Source organism: Gallibacterium genomosp. 3, from assembly GCF_001678475.1.
In the GTDB taxonomy this organism is placed as follows: domain Bacteria; phylum Pseudomonadota; class Gammaproteobacteria; order Enterobacterales; family Pasteurellaceae; genus Gallibacterium; species Gallibacterium faecale.
This window is the reverse complement of the sequence record NZ_JTJR01000026.1, coordinates 73,850-92,397: the sequence shown is the minus strand read 5'-3', so window position 1 is coordinate 92,397 and position 18,548 is coordinate 73,850. Positions and strand designations below refer to the sequence as shown.

Here is an 18,548-nt window from a genome sequence, read left to right as displayed (position 1 = left end):
TTGATTAAATAGCAGTAAGAACAAGCCTTGTACCGACTATTAACACCAGTATAATAGTCAAATTATTTTATTCATTTTCCAAAAAATTATGTCAGAACAACAAAAAACAAATAATAAAAAAATACGTCATTTCAATAAAAAAACAGCAAGACATTCACAACTGTTAGCAGAGTGGCAACGTGAATTGTTATCGCAATTAAATGATGTAATGTTGATGGAAAAATATCCGTTAATGGCTCGGATTAAAAATGCACCACAACAAGCAAAAGAAGCATTACAAACCGAGCTTAATCAAGTAGTAATGGTAGCGAAACAACGATTATCACAACGCCAGCAACGAGCTATAACGATTACTTATCCAGAAGAATTGCCAGTTAGCCAACGCCGAGAACAGATTTTAGCCGCTATTCGAGAACACCAAGTTGTCGTGATTGCAGGAGAAACCGGATCGGGTAAAACAACGCAATTACCGAAGATGTGTTTAGAGTTAGGTTTAGGAAAGCGAGGCTTAATTGGTCACACACAACCGCGGCGAATTGCGGCTCGTTCAGTGGCTACCCGAATTGCAGAGGAATTACAAACAGAATTAGGCGATTTAGTTGGCTACAAAGTGCGTTTTAATGATCAAGTTGGTGATGAAACGCAAATCAAATTGATGACGGATGGGATTTTATTAGCAGAAATTCAATCGGATCGTTATCTGAACCAATATGAAGTGTTAATTATTGATGAAGCCCATGAACGCAGTTTAAATAATGATTTTATTCTTGGGTATTTAAAACAGTTATTACCACGTCGCCCAGACTTAAAAGTGGTGATTACCTCAGCAACGATTGATGTTGAACGTTTTTCACGCCATTTTGATCATGCGCCGATTATTGAAGTATCGGGCAGAACCTATCCTGTTGAAGTACGTTATCGCCCTGTGGCAGAGAGCGAGGATCAGGATCAGTTACAAGCGATCTTTGATGCAGTAGATGAACTGCAAGCAGAAGGTCGAGGTGATATTTTAATTTTTATGAATGGTGAACGGGAAATCCGAGATACAGCAGAAGCGCTAGAAAAAAGAGAATTACGTCATACAGAAATTTTACCACTGTATGCTCGTTTATCGGCACAAGAGCAAAATCGTATTTTTCATCCAAGTGGCTTAAATCGGATTATCTTAGCGACAAATGTGGCAGAAACTTCATTAACTGTACCAGGCATTAAATATGTGATCGATCCGGGAACGGCGAGAATTTCGCGTTATAGCTATCGTACTAAAGTACAACGTTTACCGATTGAACCAATTTCACAAGCCTCAGCGAATCAACGTAAAGGGCGTTGTGGACGTGTGAGCGAAGGGATTTGTATCCGTCTGTATTCAGAGGAAGATTTCAATAATCGCCCACAATTTACCGATCCAGAAATTTTGCGAACCAATCTTGCTTCAGTAATTTTACAAATGACAGCATTGGGGTTAGATGATATTGAGGCATTTCCATTTGTAGATGCCCCAGATCGCCGTCAAATCCAAGATGGATTACGTTTATTAGAAGAATTACAGGCATTAAAATGGATTGAAACTCGTTCAGGTAAAAAACGGGTATTAACTGAAAGTGGGCGACAATTAGCTAATTTACCAATCGATCCTCGTTTAGGAAAAATGGTGTTGAGTGCAGCACAAATGGGAAGTTTACGTGAAGTAATGGTGATTGTTTCTGCGTTGTCAATTCAAGATCCACGAGAACGTCCACAAGAGAAACAACAATCTGCTGATGATAAACATCGTCGTTTTGCAGATAAAAATTCAGATTTCTTAGCTTTTGTGAATTTATGGCAATACATTCAAACACAACAAAAAGCACTGTCACGTAATCAGTTCCGTCGTCTATGTCAAAAAGATTATCTCAACTATTTACGGATTCGAGAGTGGCAAGATATTTATCACCAATTACGTTTAACTGTACGAGAAATGGGGTTAGCTATTAATTCAGAAGCAGCGGAATATGTTGCTATTCATACGGCGTTGCTAACCGGTTTACTCTCTCATATTGGTAATAAAGAAGCAGAAAAACAGCAATATTTAGGGGCAAGAAATGCCCATTTCTCGATTTTCCCAGCTTCTGTTTTATTTAAGAAACAACCTAAATGGTGTATGGCAGCGGAACTTGTAGAAACAAGTAAATTGTGGGGAAGAATGGTTGCCAGTATTGAAGCTGAATGGATTGAACCATTGGCACAACATTTAGTAAAACGTAGTTATCACGAACCACATTGGTCAAAAAAACAGGGGGCGGTATTAGTCAGTGAAAAAGTTACACTTTATGGTGTCCCGATTGTTCAAGGCAGAACTGTCAATTATGGACCAATTGATCCTCTTACTTGCCGAGAAATTTTTATTCGTTCAGCTTTAGTTGAAGGGGATTGGCATACTAAACATAAATTTTTCGCTGAAAATCAGAAATTGATTCGGGAAGTCGAGGAGCTGGAACATAAAACACGCCGCCGTGATATTCTGGTGAGCGAGCAAACGCTATTTGAATTTTATGATCAACGTATTCCAACACAAGTGATTTCACAACGCCATTTTGATAAATGGTGGCAACAAGCACAAAAAACAGAACCTGAATTATTAAATTTTGAAAAGGCTTTCTTATTAAATGAAGAAGCTAATATTAGTGCTTTAGATTTCCCAAATTATTGGCATCAAGGTAACTTAAAATTAAAACTTACTTACCAATTTGAACCGGGTAGTGATGCGGATGGGGTAACTGTTCATATTCCATTACCGCTGTTAAATCAGGTAGGGTTACAAGGGTTTGATTGGCAAATTCCGGGTTTACGTAAAGAGTTGGTGATTGCGTTAATTAAATCGTTGCCAAAAGCTCAACGACGAAATTTTGTCCCCGCGCCAAATTATGCAGAAGCATTTTTAGGACGAGCAGAACCTTTTGCAAAACCGTTAGTAGAAACTTTGAGCGAACAATTTAGAAAGATGACTGGAGTTTGGGTTGAACCGTCAGAGTGGAATTGGGAACAAGTACCGACACATCTAAAAATGACTTTCCGAGTCATTGATGAAAAAGGACGTAAAATCGCTGAAGATAGCGATCTTGATGCTTTGAAAGTCGCATTAAAAGATCGTATTCAACAAAGTATTGCCGAAGTTGCGGATGATGGCATCGAACAAACAGGAATCCATATTTGGAACTTTGATAAATTACCGCAATTTTATGAGCAAAAGAAACAAGGTTTTAGTATTAAAGCCTTTCCTGCAATTGTGGATGAGAAAGAATCAGTTGGTATTAAACTATTTGAAACTGAATTTGAACAGCAACGAGCGATGCAACAAGGATTACGCCGTTTATTGCTGTTAAATGTACCGTCGCCAATCAAATATTTACATGAAAAATTGCCAAATAAAGCAAAACTGGGATTATATTTCACCCCTTTTGGTACAGTATTACAGCTGATTGATGACTGTATTGCTTGTGCGGTCGATAAGTTAATTGTTGATTTTGGTGGATTTGTTTGGGAAGAAGAAAAATTTGAACAGCTACGGGATTTTGTGCGCGCAAATTTAAATGAAATTACAGTTGAGATTGCACAAAAAATAGAACAAATTTTAACCTTAGTATTTGAAATTAATAAACGTATGAAAGGGCGTTTAGATTTCAATTTAGCATTCGCCTTATCAGATATCAAAGCACAATTAGCAGAGTTGATTTATCCAGGATTTGTTGAAAAAACAGGGTATCAGCGTTTGCCGGATTTATATCGTTACTTGCAAGCGATTGATAAACGCCTAGATAAAGTGGCACAAGATGTTAATCGTGACAGGGCGGCAATGCTACGGATTGAAAAAGTCCAGCAAGCTTATCAACAGCTATTAAATAAATTGCCAAAATCAAAACCAATTTCAGATGAAATTTTAGAAATTCGGTATATGATTGAGGAATTGCGAGTTAGCTTATTTGCACAGCAATTAGGAACCGCTTACCCAATTTCAGATAAACGGATTTTGAATTTATTACAAGAGTTGGGATAAAACGCCATTACCTTTTAAGGTAATCATCAATACATCCATTAAGTAAAGGAGGCATTTATGCATTGTCCATTTTGTGCAGCGCCAGAAACTAAAGTAATTGATAGCCGTTTAGTCGCTGAAGGTTATCAAGTAAGACGCCGTCGTGAGTGTTTGCAATGCAAGGAGCGCTTTACTACTTTTGAATCGGCTGAATTAATTATTCCACGTATTATTAAAAATAATGGTAATCGAGAGCCATTTAATGAAGAAAAACTGCGTACTGGGATTTATCATGCGTTAGAAAAACGCCCAGTGAGTGAGGCACAAATTGAAGATGCGATTATGCGCATTGAACACGCATTACAAGCAACTGGGGAAAGAGAAGTGCCGAGTAAATTGGTCGGTAATTTAGTGATGAATGAATTAAAGAAGATGGATAAAGTAGCGTATATTCGTTTTGCTTCGGTCTATTTAAGTTTTGATGATATTAAACAATTTAGTGATGAAATTGAAAAATTAAAAGAGAGAGATAACGATTAAGATGTCAGTAGTAGGTTTTTTAGAACAAGATCAGCAGTTTATGGCATTGGCAATTGAACTTGCCAAAAAAGGACGTTTTACTTGTACCCCTAATCCAGCAGTAGGTTGTGTGTTAGTTAAAGACGGAAAAATTGTTGGGCAAGGTTATCATGCAAAAGCAGGGGAAGGTCATGCAGAAGTGATGGCAATGCGTGAAGCAGGAGAAAACGCAAAAGGTGCGACTGCTTATGTGACTTTAGAACCTTGCTCTCATTATGGACGGACACCACCTTGTGCTAAAGGATTAATTGAAGCAGGCGTGGTGAGAGTAGTGGCAGCAATGCAGGATCCCAATCCGCAAGTAGCTGGTCGTGGTTTGAAAATGTTAGCCGATGCAGGAATCAGTACCTCGGTAGGGTTGTTAGAAAAGGAAGCTGAACAATTAAATCGTGGGTTTTTAAAGAGAATGCGAACTGGTTTGCCTTATGTACAATTAAAAATGGCAATGAGCATTGATGGGCGAACTGCAATGGCAAATGGTGAAAGTCAGTGGATTACTGGTGAGTTAGCTAGACAGGATGTGCAGCAATATCGTGCGATGGCGTCTGCCATTTTGTCAACCAGTAAAACAGTAATGGTCGATGATGCCGCATTGACGGTGCGTTGGTCACAATTAGATCCACAGATCCAAGCGATCTATCCAGAGGAAAAATTACGTCAACCACTACGTATTATTTTAGATTCACAACATAAGGTATCACCAACAGGGCGTCTATTTGCAACACCAACGCCAATTTGGTTAGTGAGTTCGCAAGCTAGAGAAATGCAAGGTTATCCTGAGTTTTGTCAGCAGCAACAATTACCGGAAAGTCCCTATTTTTTAACGGATCTATTTACTTTTTTAGGCAAACAGCAGATCAATTCTGTTTGGGTAGAAGCGGGAGCAACTTTAGCGGGTAAGTTAATTGAAGCTGGGGTTGTAGATGAGCTGATTGTATATATCGCGCCGAAGTTATTAGGAGATCAGGCAAAAGGGTTATGCCATTTGCCGAATTTACATCGTCTTGCGGATGCTCCCTTATGGAAACTCGCTGAAATGACACAAATCGGTGAAGATATTAAATTAGTTTATCGTCAGTCAGAGTTGTAGTTGTTAGGTTTCAACATAATACGGCGTTATATCATCACGCCGTATTATTTATGTTATTGTCTTCTATTAAAGGTAGCACGCCATAATAATCGCGTGTTCACGTCCGCCATCAGGCAGAGGATAATAGTTTTTGCGTAGAGAAACTTCATTAAAGCCGAGTGTTTGATATAAACATTGGGCTTTTTTATTTGATTCACGTACCTCTAACCAAAGCGTATTTATCCCTTTTTCTCTTAACTGTGCCATTAATGATTGCAATAAAGTTTTACCTAGCCCTTGTCCTTGTGATTGAGGCGTAATTGCAATATTAAATAAGGTAGCTTCATCAAGCACCATTTGGCAAATACAAAAACCAACAATCTGATCTTGTTGTAAGAGTTTGAGATTAAGATAATTTTCGCCCTGATTATTTTTTAGTGTTCCTAAACTCCATGGTACTGTATGAGCAGCAGTTTCAATAGAGAAGATTTGAGCGAAATCAGTTTCTTGGATCGGTTGAATATCAATGTTTATCATATTGGATTAAATATTGTTGAATCTGTTGCCAAATTTGCCGTTTTTGTACAGCGTCTAATTGTAGATGTTTTGGCAAAGCGATGACTTGGTGTGGTGGTTTTGCAAAAGGAGAATTCGCTAATGCTGTTTGGCAATCTTCAGTATAAAAAATTAGTAGGGGCTGCTGGCTTTCAACACGAGCTAATTTATCACTGGAAAGGGTGAGCAACGTGTTGTTGGTTGTGCTATTTGCTGCACGCAGTAAATCTTGTACTAATGGTTGTTGCAGTAAATGCGGTTGATTGGTGAGTAATAGCGTATGAATCTGTGATGAAAGTTGAATGTTACCTATGCCCTGTAACACATCTGGGCGAGTTAATTCCCAAAGTGTGATTCCCATTTCATGTAGTAACAATTCTCGTCGGTTCATCTTTCATACTCCTTTTTGCCGCCACCAATCATAGCATTTCTTGCTAGAAAAAGAAGTAGGCGTAGTTTGATTTACTCAAGAAAATCTAGCTTGATGTAAAGTCTATCTAGTATTTGCTTATCTTTTTCCGTAATGGGTATTTTGATTTTTACTTAAAAAAGAAGCCTAAATAATCATTAACAGAAAATTTCTCTGAGAAATATAAGGGATATTTATTTTTAAATTGAATCTATTTCAGTAAATGTTTATTTAGTCTTTCATAAATGTATTAGCGTTGTTAGAATATTCGCTGGAAAATTAAGGAGTGGTTAATGAACACAATTTCACTAGAAGCTCAGCAAGTTAGAGCGGCTTTATCGGCGAAAGGCATAGAAACGCCAATGGTGGCACGTGTTGGAACACAAGATGAACGCCGCCAAAAAATCGAACAACATATGCGTGAAGTGATGAATATTTTAGGGTTGGATCTGCGTGATGATAGTTTAGAAGAAACGCCAAAACGCTTAGCTAAAATGTATCTTGATGAGATCTTCAGTGGTCTGGATTACCATAATTTCCCTAAAATTACCCGTATTGAAAATCGAATGAATGTCAGTGAAATGGTATTGGTGAATGATATTAATTTAACCAGTACCTGTGAACATCATTTTGTTACATTTGCCGGCAAAGTATCGGTGGCTTATTATCCAAAAGATTGGGTGATTGGTTTGTCGAAAATTAATCGTGTGGTCGATTTTTTAGCGCAACGTCCACAAGTGCAAGAACGTTTAACAGAACAAATTTTAGTTGCATTTCAAACCTTATTAGAAACAGAAGATGTGGCGGTTTATGTGAGAGCAACCCATTTTTGTGTGAAATGCCGTGGTGTTCGTGATGCGAATAGTTTTACCGTAACCTCTGCGTATGGTGGCGTATTCCAACAAGATCGTGAACGTAAGCAAGAATTCCTCGCTTTAATATCAAAATAGTTTAATTTTTCAAATTTTATTCATATTTAAAGCATTCTGTACTATACTTTCGCCCGCAATGAAACAGACACATTGTGGGTGTTTATCATTGCAGAGTCTGTTAAAAATAAACTTTTTTAATTAATCACAAGTTACCCCTCGTATAGGTAACCACTGTAAGGATTTTTATTATGCCAATTATTACTTTACCTGACGGTTCTCAACGTCAATTCGATCAACCTGTAACTGTTCTTGAAGTCGCACAAAGTATCGGTGCTGGATTAGCAAAAGCCTGTATCGCTGGACGTGTTAATGGTGTGCGTAAAGATGTCTGTGATCTGATTAGCGAAGATGCTAAGTTAGAAATTATCACAGCAAAAGATGAAGATGGTTTAGAAATTATTCGCCACTCTTGTGCACACTTACTTGGTCATGCATTAAAACAACTTTATCCAAATGCCAAAATGGCGATTGGTCCAACGATTGAAAATGGCTTCTATTACGACATTGATTTAGAACAATCGCTAACGACCGAAGATTTAGAACAATCGCTAACGACCGAAGATTTAGAAAAAATCGAAAAGCGTATGCTCGAGTTAGCGAAAACCAATTATGACGTGGTGAAAGAACCTGTGTCTTGGCAGCAAGCACATGACGTATTTGAGCAACGTGGTGAGCCATATAAGATGGCAATCTTAGAAGAAAATATTGAAAGAACTGCAACACCAGCACTTTATCACCACCAAGAATATATTGATATGTGTCGTGGACCACACGTACCCAATATGCGTTTTTGTCATCACTTTAAACTACAAAAAGTGGCAGGAGCTTATTGGCGTGGTGATAGCAATAATAAGATGTTGCAACGTATTTATGGTACTGCATGGGCGGATAAGAAACAGCTTGCTGAGTATTTAAAACGTCTTGAAGAAGCTGCAAAACGTGACCACCGTAAAATTGGTAAAGCATTAGATCTTTATCATATGCAAGAAGAAGCACCGGGAATGGTGTTCTGGCACAATGACGGTTGGACGATTTTCCGCGAATTAGAAACTTTTGTGCGTACTAAATTAAAAGAATACGATTACCAAGAAGTAAAAGGTCCATTTATGATGGATCGTGTTTTGTGGGAAAAGACAGGTCACTGGCAAAATTATGGTGATTTAATGTTCACTACTTCATCAGAAAACCGTGAATATGCAATTAAACCAATGAACTGTCCAGGACACGTACAAATTTTTAACCAAGGTTTAAAATCATATCGTGATCTTCCATTAAGAATGGCGGAATTTGGTTCATGTCATCGTAATGAACCATCAGGATCATTACATGGATTAATGCGTGTACGTGGCTTTACTCAAGATGATGCTCATATTTTCTGTACTGAAGATCAAATTGAAAGTGAAGTAACCTCTTGTATCAAGATGGTTTATGACATTTATAGCACTTTCGGTTTTACTGATATTTATGTAAAACTTTCAACTCGTCCGGAAAGTCGTATTGGTTCTGATGAAATGTGGGATCGTGCGGAAGCAGACCTAGCGAAAGCATTAGAACATAACGGATTAGCATATCAAGTACAACCGGGGGAAGGTGCATTCTATGGACCGAAACTTGAGTTTGCTTTACGTGACAGCATTGGACGTGAATGGCAATGCGGTACCATTCAGTTAGACTTTGCTTTACCGGGTCGTTTAAATGCGTCTTACGTTGCAGAAGATAACGAACGTAAAACACCAGTGATGATTCACCGAGCAATTCTTGGTTCTATTGAACGTTTCATCGGAATTATTACTGAAGAATATGCTGGTTTCTTCCCTGCGTGGTTAGCACCAACTCAAGCGGTAGTAATGAATATTACTGACTCACAAGCAGAATATGTGCAAAACGTGGTGAAAACTCTTTCTGATGCTGGATTACGTGTTAAATCAGATCTTCGCAATGAGAAAATTGGCTTTAAGATCCGTGAACATACCTTAAAACGTGTTCCTTATATGTTGGTATGTGGGGATAAAGAAATCGCAGAAGGTAAGATTGCGGTACGTACTCGTAAAGGTCAGGATTTAGGTTCTTTCTCAGTCGAAGAATTTACCGAAATCTTGAAGAAACAAGTAAGAGGACGTGAGTTGAAATTACTTGGTGAAGAGTAAGCTAGATTAGTTTCTAGATAATAATGTAGAAAACCACGCTAGTAATAGCGTGGTTTTCCTCTATTTAACGGTCACTAATATATCGTTTTCGGCAGATTTTTCGATTAATCGCCCAACAGGGATTAAATGAATATTCGCCTGTTCTGCTAAAGCAAATAACGCTTGTCTGGCTTCTGGTTTTACTGCGACGAGTAAGCCACCAGAGGTTTGTGGATCACAAAGTACCGCTTTTTGTTGTGAGGTAAGAGGGCTAACATGATGACCATAGCTATCAAAGTTACGTTCTGTACCACCTGGAATACAGCCTTTCTCAATATAATCATACACACCATCAAGAGTGGTAATATTAGCAAAATCAACCTCTGCCGCTACATTTGAACCCTCGCACATTTCGAGTAAATGTCCTAATAAACCGAACCCGGTCACATCAGTCATCGCCGTAACGCCATCAAGTTCAGAGAATTGGGCACCAATCTTATTCATTTGACACATCACTTGTGCGGCTAAACTTTGATGTTCTGGTTTCAATTTGCCTTTCTTTTCGGCAGTAGTTAAAACGCCAATACCTAAAGGTTTAGTGAGATATAATTCACAACCTGCCTGTGCGGAATTATTTTTTTTCACTTTTTCAATTGGAATAATTCCTGTTACAGCAAGCCCAAAAATAGGTTCAGGTGAATCAATAGAGTGTCCTCCAGCTAATGCAATTCCAGCTTCTTTACAAGCTTGGCGCCCTCCTTCAACGATACGTCTAGCAATTTCAGGCGGCAAAAGTTTAATTGGAAAGCCTAAAATAGCTATTGCCATGATCGGTTTTCCTCCCATGGCAAAGATGTCGCTAATTGCATTTGTAGCGGCAATTCGACCAAAAGTGAACGGATCATCAACGATCGGCATAAAAAAATCGGTGGTACTAATAATCCCCATACCATTACCAATATCATAAACAGCCGCATCATCTTTGCTTTCGTTGCCAACCAGAAGATGAGGATCGATAAACTTTTCAATTTCGGTATGTAGGATAGATTCAAGAACTTTAGGAGATATTTTACATCCACAGCCAGCGCCGTGACTGTATTGGGTTAAACGTATTACATCTGCAACTGTATTTTCAAAATCAATATTGCTATTTGCGTGATTTGTCATAAGCATTCACTCCGTTTTAGCTTAAAGAATTTTTACTATAGCTTAACACTTTAACTTGCGTAAAAAACAATTTTGATCACATTTTTAAAATAAAGATGGATAAATGAGCTGATTTAAGTAATCGCTTTATTTACAAAATGTTAAATTTTAGTTATTAATTGAGCAATTCTACATCGGGTAGAAGATATTGACTGAAGGAGAATAGGTTATGCAAACCTTATTTAAAAAATCATTACTTGTTGCTACATTAGGTTTAACAATGACAGGTGTAGCAACAGCAGCCAATGTACCCGCCGGTGCGGATCTTGCGAAGAAACAAGAGCTAGTTTGGAATATTAGTGCTAATCCAGCAACGTTAGATCCACAAAAGATGGAGGGCGATGTAGAGGGCTATTTTGCTAGACAAATTTTTGAAACATTAGTGACTTCAGATGAAAAGGGACATATTTTGCCGGGTGCAGCCACTTCTTGGGAACATACCGATGATTTTAAGACCTGGACATTCCATCTTCGCCCAGAAGCAAAATGGTCAAATGGTGAACCTGTTACTGCACAGGATTTTGTGTATGCCTGGCAGCGTCTAGCTGATCCAAACACAGCTTCACCTTATGCGAGCTATTTAGATTTTTTGAAATTAGAAAATGCGGACAAAGTTTTAGAAGGCAAAGCTCAAGTTAAAGATTTAGGTGTGGAAGCGAAAAATGATCATACATTGGTATTACATTTAACAGAGGCTGTGCCGTATGTTGATAAATTGGTGGAACATTACGTGCTTTCACCAGTTAATAAAAAGGTCGTTGAGCAATTTGGTGATGCGTGGACAAAACCGGGTAATTTAGTGGGGAATGGTGCATTTAAACTTGTTTCGATGGTAGTCAATGAAAAAGCCATTTTAGAAAGAAACACGCATTATTGGGATAATGCAAAAACGGTATTAACAAAAGTGACATTATTGCCAATTGAGTCAGCAGCAACAGATGTCGCGCGTTATCGTGCTGGTGATGAGGATGTGACAGGGAAGGAATTACCAATAGAATTGTTCGCAAAATTGAAAAAAGAAGTACCGAACGAAATTTATACCCCACCAGTCTTATGTACTTATACTTATGAAATGAATACCGTTAAGCCACCGTTTAATGATGCTAAGGTACGTAAAGCATTATCTCTTGCATTAGATCGCCATATTATGACGGATAAGATTTTGCAACAAGGACAAACCCCCGCTTATCTGTTCACACCACCGTTTATTAATGGTGCAGAAAAGATGAAAAATCCAGAATGGGCAAGTTGGGATCAAAAGAAACGTAATGAAGAAGCGTTGAAATTATTAAAAGAGGCTGGCTACGATAAATCACATCCACTGAATTTTAAGTTGTTATATAACACTTCGGATAATCACAAAAAATTGGCGATTGCCGCACAATCAATTTGGAAGAAAAATCTTCAGGGTGTTGTGGATGTGACATTAGATAATCAAGAGTGGAAAACCTATTTGGATACTCGGCGTCAAGGTAACTCACAAATGGCACGAGCCGGGTGGTGTGCTGATTATAATGAAGCAACAACCTTCTTAAATTATTTCTTATCAAATAGTGCTAACAACCGTGCTTTCTATAAGAATAAAGAATATGACGAATTGATTGCGTCTTCTTTCCGAGCTAAGACAGATGAAGAACGTGCAGAGATTTATGTTAAAGCAGAACAGATCTTAGTGAAAGATAGTGCAGTAATTAATGTCTATTATTATGTTCAACCAAGATTAGTGAAACCTTGGGTGAAAGGTTTTGCAGCTAATCATCCAGCGAAAAACTACTATTTAAAAGATGTTTATATTCTTAAACATTAAGATTTAGAACGATGGACAATTTGTCCATCGTTTTTATTATGAGCTTTATTTTCGTCTATTAAATAAGCAAATTAGTAGAGAAATTATCTATAAAGACTGAAAAAAATGACTAATAATATAGTAAATCTCAAAGGCGTTATTTACAAATAGCCAGATTTACTTTATTAATTAGAACTAATTCTACATTTCGGTAGAAGAAATCATTATTTTTTAAGGAGTGAAGCATGCAAAAACCATTTAAGAAATCTTTGCTATTTGTAGCGATAAGCTTGGGGGGTATAGCAACAAGTGCGATAGCGGCGAATGTGCCAGCAGGAACACAATTAGCAGACAAACAAGAATTAGTATGGAACATTAGTGCAAACCCAGCAACGTTAGATCCACAAAAAATGGAAGGGGATGTTGAAGGTAATTATGCACATCAATTATTTGAAACTTTAGTAACCTCAGATGAAAAAGGTCATATTCTTCCTGGTGTCGCAACTTCATGGGATCATAGTGAAGATTTTAAAACATGGACATTCCATCTTCGTCCAGAAGCAAAATGGTCAAATGGTGATCCTGTCGTAGCAGGTGATTTTGTGTATGCATGGCAACGTTTAGCTGATCCAAAAACAGCCTCTCCTTATTCAACTTTCTTAGATTTCCTTAAACTTAAAAATGCTGATCAAGTTATTGCAGGTAAAGCGCCTGTGACTGATCTTGGCGTTGAAGCAAAAGATGACCGCACTTTAGTTCTACATTTAACAGAAGCAGTACCTTATGTTGATAAATTAGTTGAACACTATGTGTTATCACCAGTCAATCCAAAAGTGGTAGAGAAATTTGGTGATAAATGGACCGCGCCAGAAAATATCGTTGGTAATGGGGCGTTTGTGTTGAAATCAATGGTGGTGAATGAAAAAGCGGTATTAGAGCGTAACCCACATTATTGGGACAATGCAAAAACAGTATTAACCAAAGTAACTTTATTACCAATTGAGTCTTCTGCAACCGATATTGCACGTTACCGTGCTGGTGATGAAGATATGACAGGTAAAGAAATTCCAATTGAATTATTTGCGAAAGTTAAAAAAGAATTACCAGATGAGTTACATATTTCGCCATTACTTTGTACTTATTTATATGAAGTAAATACAGCGAAAGCGCCATTTGATAATGAAAAAGTCCGCCGAGCACTGTCATTAGCATTAGATCGTAATATCATTACTGATAAGATCTTACAACAAGGTCAAACACCTGCGTATATCTTTACTCCACCATTTATCAATGGTGCAGAGAAGATGAAAAATCCAGAATGGGCTAGCTGGGATCAAAAGAAACGTAACGAAGAAGCAATTAAATTGTTAAAAGAAGCTGGTTATGACAAGTCAAAACCACTCAATTTTAATTTGCTATATAACACTTCTGACAACCACAAGAAATTGGCGATTGCGGCACAATCTATCTGGAAGAAAAATTTACAAGGTATTGTGAATATTAATTTAGAGAATCAAGAGTGGAAAACTTACTTAGATTCTCGTCATCAAGGTAACTTCCAAATGGCAAGAGCAGGTTGGTGTGCGGACTATAATGAAGCAAGTACCTTCTTGAACTATTATTTATCTAATAGTGCGAACAACACTGCCTTCTATAAGAGTAAAGCATACGATGATCTAATTGCTTCTGCATTTAAAGCACAAACAGATGCTGATCGTGCTGAAGTTTATGCAAAAGCAGAAGCTCAATTAGATAAAGATACAGCAATGGTACCTGTTTATCATTATGTACAACCTCGTTTAATTAAACCTTGGGTAAAAGGTTTTGCGGATGCACACCCAAGTCAAAATTACTACTTAAAAGATGTTTATATCATTAAACATTAATTCTTTCTGTTATAGCCCAATCCATAGATTGTTATGGATTGGGTGTTTTTGCTAAATTTTGTGGGATGTGTATATGCTTAAATTAATCTTTCGCCGTATTTTAGAGGCGATCCCAACACTATTTATTCTGATTACAGTTTCCTTCTTTATGATGCGCTTAGCACCGGGTAGTCCATTTTCGAGTGAAAAGAATTATCCGCCTGAAGTGATTGCGAATATTGAAGCAAAGTATCATTTAAATGAACCATTATTAGTCCAGTATGGTATCTATTTAAAAGATCTTGCACACGGCGATTTTGGTCCTTCATTTAAATATAAAGATTATACGGTAAACCAACTTGTCGCAGATTCTTTTCCAGTTTCATTAAAACTCGGTTTTTCAGCGTTTTTATTGGCGCTATTTTTTGGTATTTCTGCTGGCGTCATTGCAGCTTTAAAACAAAATAAATGGTTAGATTATTTGATAATGACGTTTGCAATGACAGGTGTTGTAGTGCCGAGTTTTGTGGTGGCACCATTATTAGTCCTTATTTTTTCGATTATTCTCAAATGGTTACCATCAGGCGGTTGGAATAACGGACAATTTATCTATATGTTAATGCCGATGGTTGCACTTTCTCTCTCTTATATTGCCAGTATTGCTCGGATTATGCGAAGTTCGATGATTGAAGTATTACATTCCAATTTTATTCGTACAGCAAAAGCGAAAGGTTTACCAATGCGTCGTATTGTATTGAAACACGCATTACGCCCAGCATTACTGCCTGTTATCTCTTATATGGGACCTGCTTTTGTAGGGATTATTACAGGATCAATGGTAATTGAAAGTATTTTTGTATTACCGGGGATTGGACAGTTATTTGTGAATGGTGCATTGAATCGTGATTACTCATTAGTATTAAGTTTAACCATTTTAGTGGGTACTTTAACTATCGTGTTTAATGCGATTGTTGATATTTTATATGCTGTGATTGATCCAAAAATTCGCTACTAAAGGATGAGGTAAAAGATGTTAAAACCAAAAGAAAATCAAGCCCTCATGCAAAAGTTGGGCGAACAATTAGAAACTGTTGATGGGCGTAGTTTATGGCAAGATGCTAGACGCCGTTTTTTCCGCAATAAAGCAGCAGTTGCCAGTTTAATTATTCTCTTTTTTATTGTGTTCTTTGTGGTGTTTGCACCGATGCTAATGCCATTTAGCTATGATGATACTGATTGGGAAATGATGACTAATCCACCAGATTTTGAATCAATGCACTATTTTGGTACAGACTCTTCTGGGCGAGATCTGTTAGTTCGCTTAGCGATTGGCGGTCGTATTTCATTATTAGTTGGAATCGCTGGAGCATTGATTGCTGTTTTAGTAGGAACACTCTATGGCGCGACAGCAGGTTATATCGGCGGGAAAACTGATGCAGTATTAATGCGCATCTTAGAGATTCTTTATTCATTCCCATTTATGTTCTTTGTGATTTTATTAGTTACGTTCTTTGGGCAAAATATTCTATTAATCTTTGTCGCCATTGGAATGGTGTCTTGGTTAGATATGGCACGGATTGTACGTGGGCAAACATTAAGCCTAAAACGCAAAGAATTTATTGAAGCCGCGATCGTATGTGGGGTTTCTTCTCGTCAAATTGTTTGGCGTCATATTGTGCCGAATGTATTAGGTGTTGTGGTGGTCTATGCTTCATTATTAGTGCCGGGAATGATTTTATTTGAATCTTTCTTAAGTTTCTTAGGGCTAGGTACACAAGAGCCACTAAGCAGTTGGGGAGCATTATTAAATGATGGTTCAAAATCAATGGAAGCCGCACCTTGGCTATTAATTTTCCCAGCAATTTTTTTAGTCATCACATTATTCTGTTTTAACTTTATTGGTGATGGTTTGCGTGATGCACTTGATCCAAAAGATCGATAAGGTGAGAAAAATGAAAAACGAAAAACAACCTCTCCTTGATGTTCAAGATTTACGAGTCACTTTTAAGACACCTGATGGCGAAGTGACAGCAGTAAATAATTTAACCTTTACCTTAAATGCCGGTGAAACGCTTGGTATTGTAGGGGAATCTGGTTCAGGTAAATCACAAACTGCTTTTGCGCTAATGGGATTATTAGCGGATAACGGTAGAACGTCAGGTTCTGCTCGTTTTAATGGTGAAGAAATTTTAGGTTTACCAGAAGCCCAACTTAACCGCTTACGTGCAGAACAAATTGCCATGATTTTCCAAGATCCAATGACTTCACTTAATCCTTATATGAAGATTGGTGAGCAATTAATGGAAGTATTGATTCTGCATAAAGGCTATGATCGCAAACAAGCCTTTGAAGAATCCGTCAAGATGTTAGATGCGGTAAAAATGCCAGAAGCGCGTAAAAGAATGGATATGTATCCACATGAATTTTCTGGCGGTATGCGTCAGCGGGTAATGATTGCGATGGCGTTGTTATGTCGTCCAAAGCTGTTAATTGCAGATGAGCCAACGACTGCGTTAGATGTGACAGTGCAGGCACAAATCATGGCATTATTGAATGATCTTAAGCGTGAATTTAATACGGCAATCATTATGATTACCCATGATTTAGGCGTAGTAGCAGGAAGCTGTGATCAAGTATTAGTGATGTACGCTGGGCGTACGATGGAATATGGTTCAGCAAAAGAGATTTTCTATCAACCAACACACCCTTATTCAGTTGGCTTAATTAATGCTGTGCCACGTTTAGATACTGAAGAAGATCAATTAATTACTATTCCAGGAAATCCGCCGAATCTATTGCATCTTCCTACTGGATGCCCATTTCAACCACGTTGTAAGTTTGCGACAGAACAATGTTTGGAAGCGCCGGCATTAAGCCGTTTTGCAAATAATCGCTTACGTGCGTGCTTTATCAGTGCTGAGGAAATGATTCTAAGAGGAAGAGCAGAATGAAAAAATTATTATTAGAAGTTGATGATCTTAGCGTACATTTCCAAGTACAAGGAAATGAAGGTTTATTCTTTAAGAAAAAGCAGACCTTAAAAGCGGTAAATCACGTTTCTTTTAAATTATATGAAGGTGAAACGTTAGGCGTAGTAGGTGAATCAGGTTGTGGTAAATCAACGTTAGCGCGTGCCATTATTGGATTAGTAAAATCTGCTGGTGGTAATATTCTTTGGTTAGGTAAGAATTTAAGTAGTCAATCTGACAAAGAGTGGCATAGTACGCGCAAAGATATCCAGATGATTTTCCAAGATCCGTTGGCATCATTAAATCCACGTATGACGATTGGTAACATTATTGCCGAACCATTGAAAATTTATTTCCCTGAATTATCTGCTGAGGAAGTAAAAGAGCGTGTACAAGCAATGATGTTAAAAGTTGGATTGTTACCGAACTTGATCAACCGTTACCCTCACGAATTTTCAGGCGGACAATGTCAGCGTATTGGGATTGCTCGTGCTTTAATTGTTGAGCCAAAATTAATTATTTGTGATGAGCCAGTTTCTGCTTTAGATGTTTCTATTCAGGCTCAGGTAGTAAACCTATTAAAATCTTTGCAAAAGGAGATGGGAGTATCGCTGATCTTTATTGCTCATGATTTAGCTGTGGTAAAACATATTTCTGATCGTGTATTAGTTATGTATTTAGGGAATGCAGTAGAATTAGGAACTTACGATAAGGTGTATCATGAAACGAAACATCCTTACACAAAAGCATTGATGTCAGCAGTGCCAATTCCTGATCCCGATTTAGAAAAGGGCAAAACGATTCAGTTATTAGAAGGTGATTTACCTTCACCGATTAATCCGCCTTCAGGTTGTGTATTCCGTACCCGCTGTTTATTAGCAGATACGGAATGTACCTTAGAAAAACCTCGTCTGACAGGAGAAGCACAACATCTTGTTGCTTGTTTTAAGGTATAAATGTGAGCTAAATCACAAATTAGATCGCCCATTGATAATTCAATGGGCGATTGTGTTTCTAGGCAGTAAAAGCACTGGATTTTT

Annotated in this window: 14 protein-coding genes; 11 read left to right on the top strand and 3 right to left on the bottom strand. The window is 37.8% G+C overall.

Features of this window, described 5'->3' with window-relative positions; genetic code table 11:
- The first annotated feature begins 88 nt into the window (after window positions 1-88).
- Genes hrpA through ribD form a run of 3 tightly spaced genes read left to right on the top strand, consistent with a single transcriptional unit; the run spans window position 89 to window position 5,681 of the window.
- Window positions 89-4,033, top strand: coding sequence for an ATP-dependent RNA helicase HrpA (gene hrpA / locus QV06_RS06845; RefSeq protein WP_065237490.1), 3,945 nt, complete (start codon window positions 89-91; stop codon window positions 4,031-4,033).
- A 57-nt stretch (window positions 4,034-4,090) separates the two neighbouring features.
- Window positions 4,091-4,552: a transcriptional regulator NrdR gene (gene nrdR, locus QV06_RS06840; protein ID WP_065237489.1), complete on the top strand. Its 462-nt coding sequence runs from the start codon at window positions 4,091-4,093 to the stop codon at window positions 4,550-4,552.
- Between the two features lies 1 nt (window position 4,553).
- Window positions 4,554-5,681: a bifunctional diaminohydroxyphosphoribosylaminopyrimidine deaminase/5-amino-6-(5-phosphoribosylamino)uracil reductase RibD gene (ribD, locus tag QV06_RS06835; RefSeq protein WP_065237488.1), complete on the top strand. Its 1,128-nt coding sequence runs from the start codon at window positions 4,554-4,556 to the stop codon at window positions 5,679-5,681.
- 66 nt (window positions 5,682-5,747) lie between these two features.
- Here ribD and rimI read toward each other — a convergent pair whose 3' ends face one another.
- Window positions 5,748-6,197, bottom strand: a complete 450-nt coding sequence (gene rimI, locus QV06_RS06830; RefSeq protein ID WP_065237487.1) for a ribosomal protein S18-alanine N-acetyltransferase — start codon at window positions 6,195-6,197, stop codon at window positions 5,748-5,750.
- The gene (locus QV06_RS06825; protein ID WP_065237486.1) at window positions 6,184-6,606 is read right to left on the bottom strand and encodes a DNA polymerase III subunit psi; all 423 of its coding nucleotides are present in this window, start codon (window positions 6,604-6,606) and stop codon (window positions 6,184-6,186) included. The genes rimI and QV06_RS06825 overlap by 14 nt, the downstream gene beginning before the upstream one ends.
- A gap of 311 nt (window positions 6,607-6,917) precedes the next feature.
- Here QV06_RS06825 and folE point away from each other — a divergent pair, with 311 nt between their 5' ends.
- Both folE and thrS read left to right on the top strand, forming a co-directional pair.
- Complete coding sequence (gene folE / locus QV06_RS06820) at window positions 6,918-7,574, top strand: GTP cyclohydrolase I FolE (RefSeq protein ID WP_065234229.1); 657 nt, start codon at window positions 6,918-6,920, stop codon at window positions 7,572-7,574.
- 170 nt (window positions 7,575-7,744) lie between these two features.
- Window positions 7,745-9,703 (top strand): threonine--tRNA ligase, encoded by a 1,959-nt coding sequence (thrS, locus tag QV06_RS06815; RefSeq protein WP_065237485.1) that lies wholly within the window; start codon window positions 7,745-7,747, stop codon window positions 9,701-9,703.
- 60 nt (window positions 9,704-9,763) lie between these two features.
- Here thrS and selD read toward each other — a convergent pair whose 3' ends face one another.
- A complete protein-coding gene (gene selD, locus QV06_RS06810; protein WP_065237484.1) occupies window positions 9,764-10,849 on the bottom strand; it encodes a selenide, water dikinase SelD in 1,086 nt (361 codons plus the stop codon).
- Between the two features lie 208 nt (window positions 10,850-11,057).
- On the opposite strand from selD, the gene QV06_RS06805 reads away from it, so the two are divergent.
- From QV06_RS06805 to oppF, 6 genes are all read left to right on the top strand, one after another.
- Window positions 11,058-12,695 carry an ABC transporter substrate-binding protein gene (locus tag QV06_RS06805; RefSeq protein WP_065237483.1) on the top strand — a complete coding sequence of 546 codons (1,638 nt, stop codon included), beginning with the start codon at window positions 11,058-11,060 and terminating at the stop codon, window positions 12,693-12,695.
- A 224-nt stretch (window positions 12,696-12,919) separates the two neighbouring features.
- A complete protein-coding gene (locus QV06_RS06800; RefSeq protein WP_065237482.1) occupies window positions 12,920-14,560 on the top strand; it encodes an ABC transporter substrate-binding protein in 1,641 nt (546 codons plus the stop codon).
- Window positions 14,561-14,633: 73 nt separating this feature from the next.
- Window positions 14,634-15,554: an oligopeptide ABC transporter permease OppB gene (gene oppB / locus QV06_RS06795; RefSeq protein WP_065235304.1), complete on the top strand. Its 921-nt coding sequence runs from the start codon at window positions 14,634-14,636 to the stop codon at window positions 15,552-15,554.
- Between the two features lie 15 nt (window positions 15,555-15,569).
- The gene (gene oppC / locus QV06_RS06790; protein ID WP_065237481.1) at window positions 15,570-16,481 is read left to right on the top strand and encodes an oligopeptide ABC transporter permease OppC; all 912 of its coding nucleotides are present in this window, start codon (window positions 15,570-15,572) and stop codon (window positions 16,479-16,481) included.
- A gap of 10 nt (window positions 16,482-16,491) precedes the next feature.
- Window positions 16,492-17,490: an ABC transporter ATP-binding protein gene (locus QV06_RS06785; protein WP_082985062.1), complete on the top strand. Its 999-nt coding sequence runs from the start codon at window positions 16,492-16,494 to the stop codon at window positions 17,488-17,490.
- Window positions 17,487-18,464, top strand: coding sequence for a murein tripeptide/oligopeptide ABC transporter ATP binding protein OppF (gene oppF / locus QV06_RS06780; RefSeq protein WP_065235301.1), 978 nt, complete (start codon window positions 17,487-17,489; stop codon window positions 18,462-18,464). The genes QV06_RS06785 and oppF overlap by 4 nt, the downstream gene beginning before the upstream one ends.
- Window positions 18,465-18,548: the final 84 nt, after the last annotated feature.

Bases quoted from the DNA above. Each gene is read 5' to 3' on its own strand.
- hrpA (WP_065237490.1), top strand. From the start codon at position 89: ATGTCAGAACAACAAAAAACAAATAATAAAAAAATACGTCATTTCAAT.
- nrdR (WP_065237489.1), top strand. From the start codon at position 4,091: ATGCATTGTCCATTTTGTGCAGCGCCAGAAACTAAAGTAATTGATAGC.
- ribD (WP_065237488.1), top strand. From the start codon at position 4,554: ATGTCAGTAGTAGGTTTTTTAGAACAAGATCAGCAGTTTATGGCATTG.
- rimI (WP_065237487.1), bottom strand. From the start codon at position 6,197: ATGATAAACATTGATATTCAACCGATCCAAGAAACTGATTTCGCTCAA.
- QV06_RS06825 (WP_065237486.1), bottom strand. From the start codon at position 6,606: ATGAACCGACGAGAATTGTTACTACATGAAATGGGAATCACACTTTGG.
- folE (WP_065234229.1), top strand. From the start codon at position 6,918: ATGAACACAATTTCACTAGAAGCTCAGCAAGTTAGAGCGGCTTTATCG.
- thrS (WP_065237485.1), top strand. From the start codon at position 7,745: ATGCCAATTATTACTTTACCTGACGGTTCTCAACGTCAATTCGATCAA.
- selD (WP_065237484.1), bottom strand. From the start codon at position 10,849: ATGACAAATCACGCAAATAGCAATATTGATTTTGAAAATACAGTTGCA.
- QV06_RS06805 (WP_065237483.1), top strand. From the start codon at position 11,058: ATGCAAACCTTATTTAAAAAATCATTACTTGTTGCTACATTAGGTTTA.
- QV06_RS06800 (WP_065237482.1), top strand. From the start codon at position 12,920: ATGCAAAAACCATTTAAGAAATCTTTGCTATTTGTAGCGATAAGCTTG.
- oppB (WP_065235304.1), top strand. From the start codon at position 14,634: ATGCTTAAATTAATCTTTCGCCGTATTTTAGAGGCGATCCCAACACTA.
- oppC (WP_065237481.1), top strand. From the start codon at position 15,570: ATGTTAAAACCAAAAGAAAATCAAGCCCTCATGCAAAAGTTGGGCGAA.
- QV06_RS06785 (WP_082985062.1), top strand. From the start codon at position 16,492: ATGAAAAACGAAAAACAACCTCTCCTTGATGTTCAAGATTTACGAGTC.
- oppF (WP_065235301.1), top strand. From the start codon at position 17,487: ATGAAAAAATTATTATTAGAAGTTGATGATCTTAGCGTACATTTCCAA.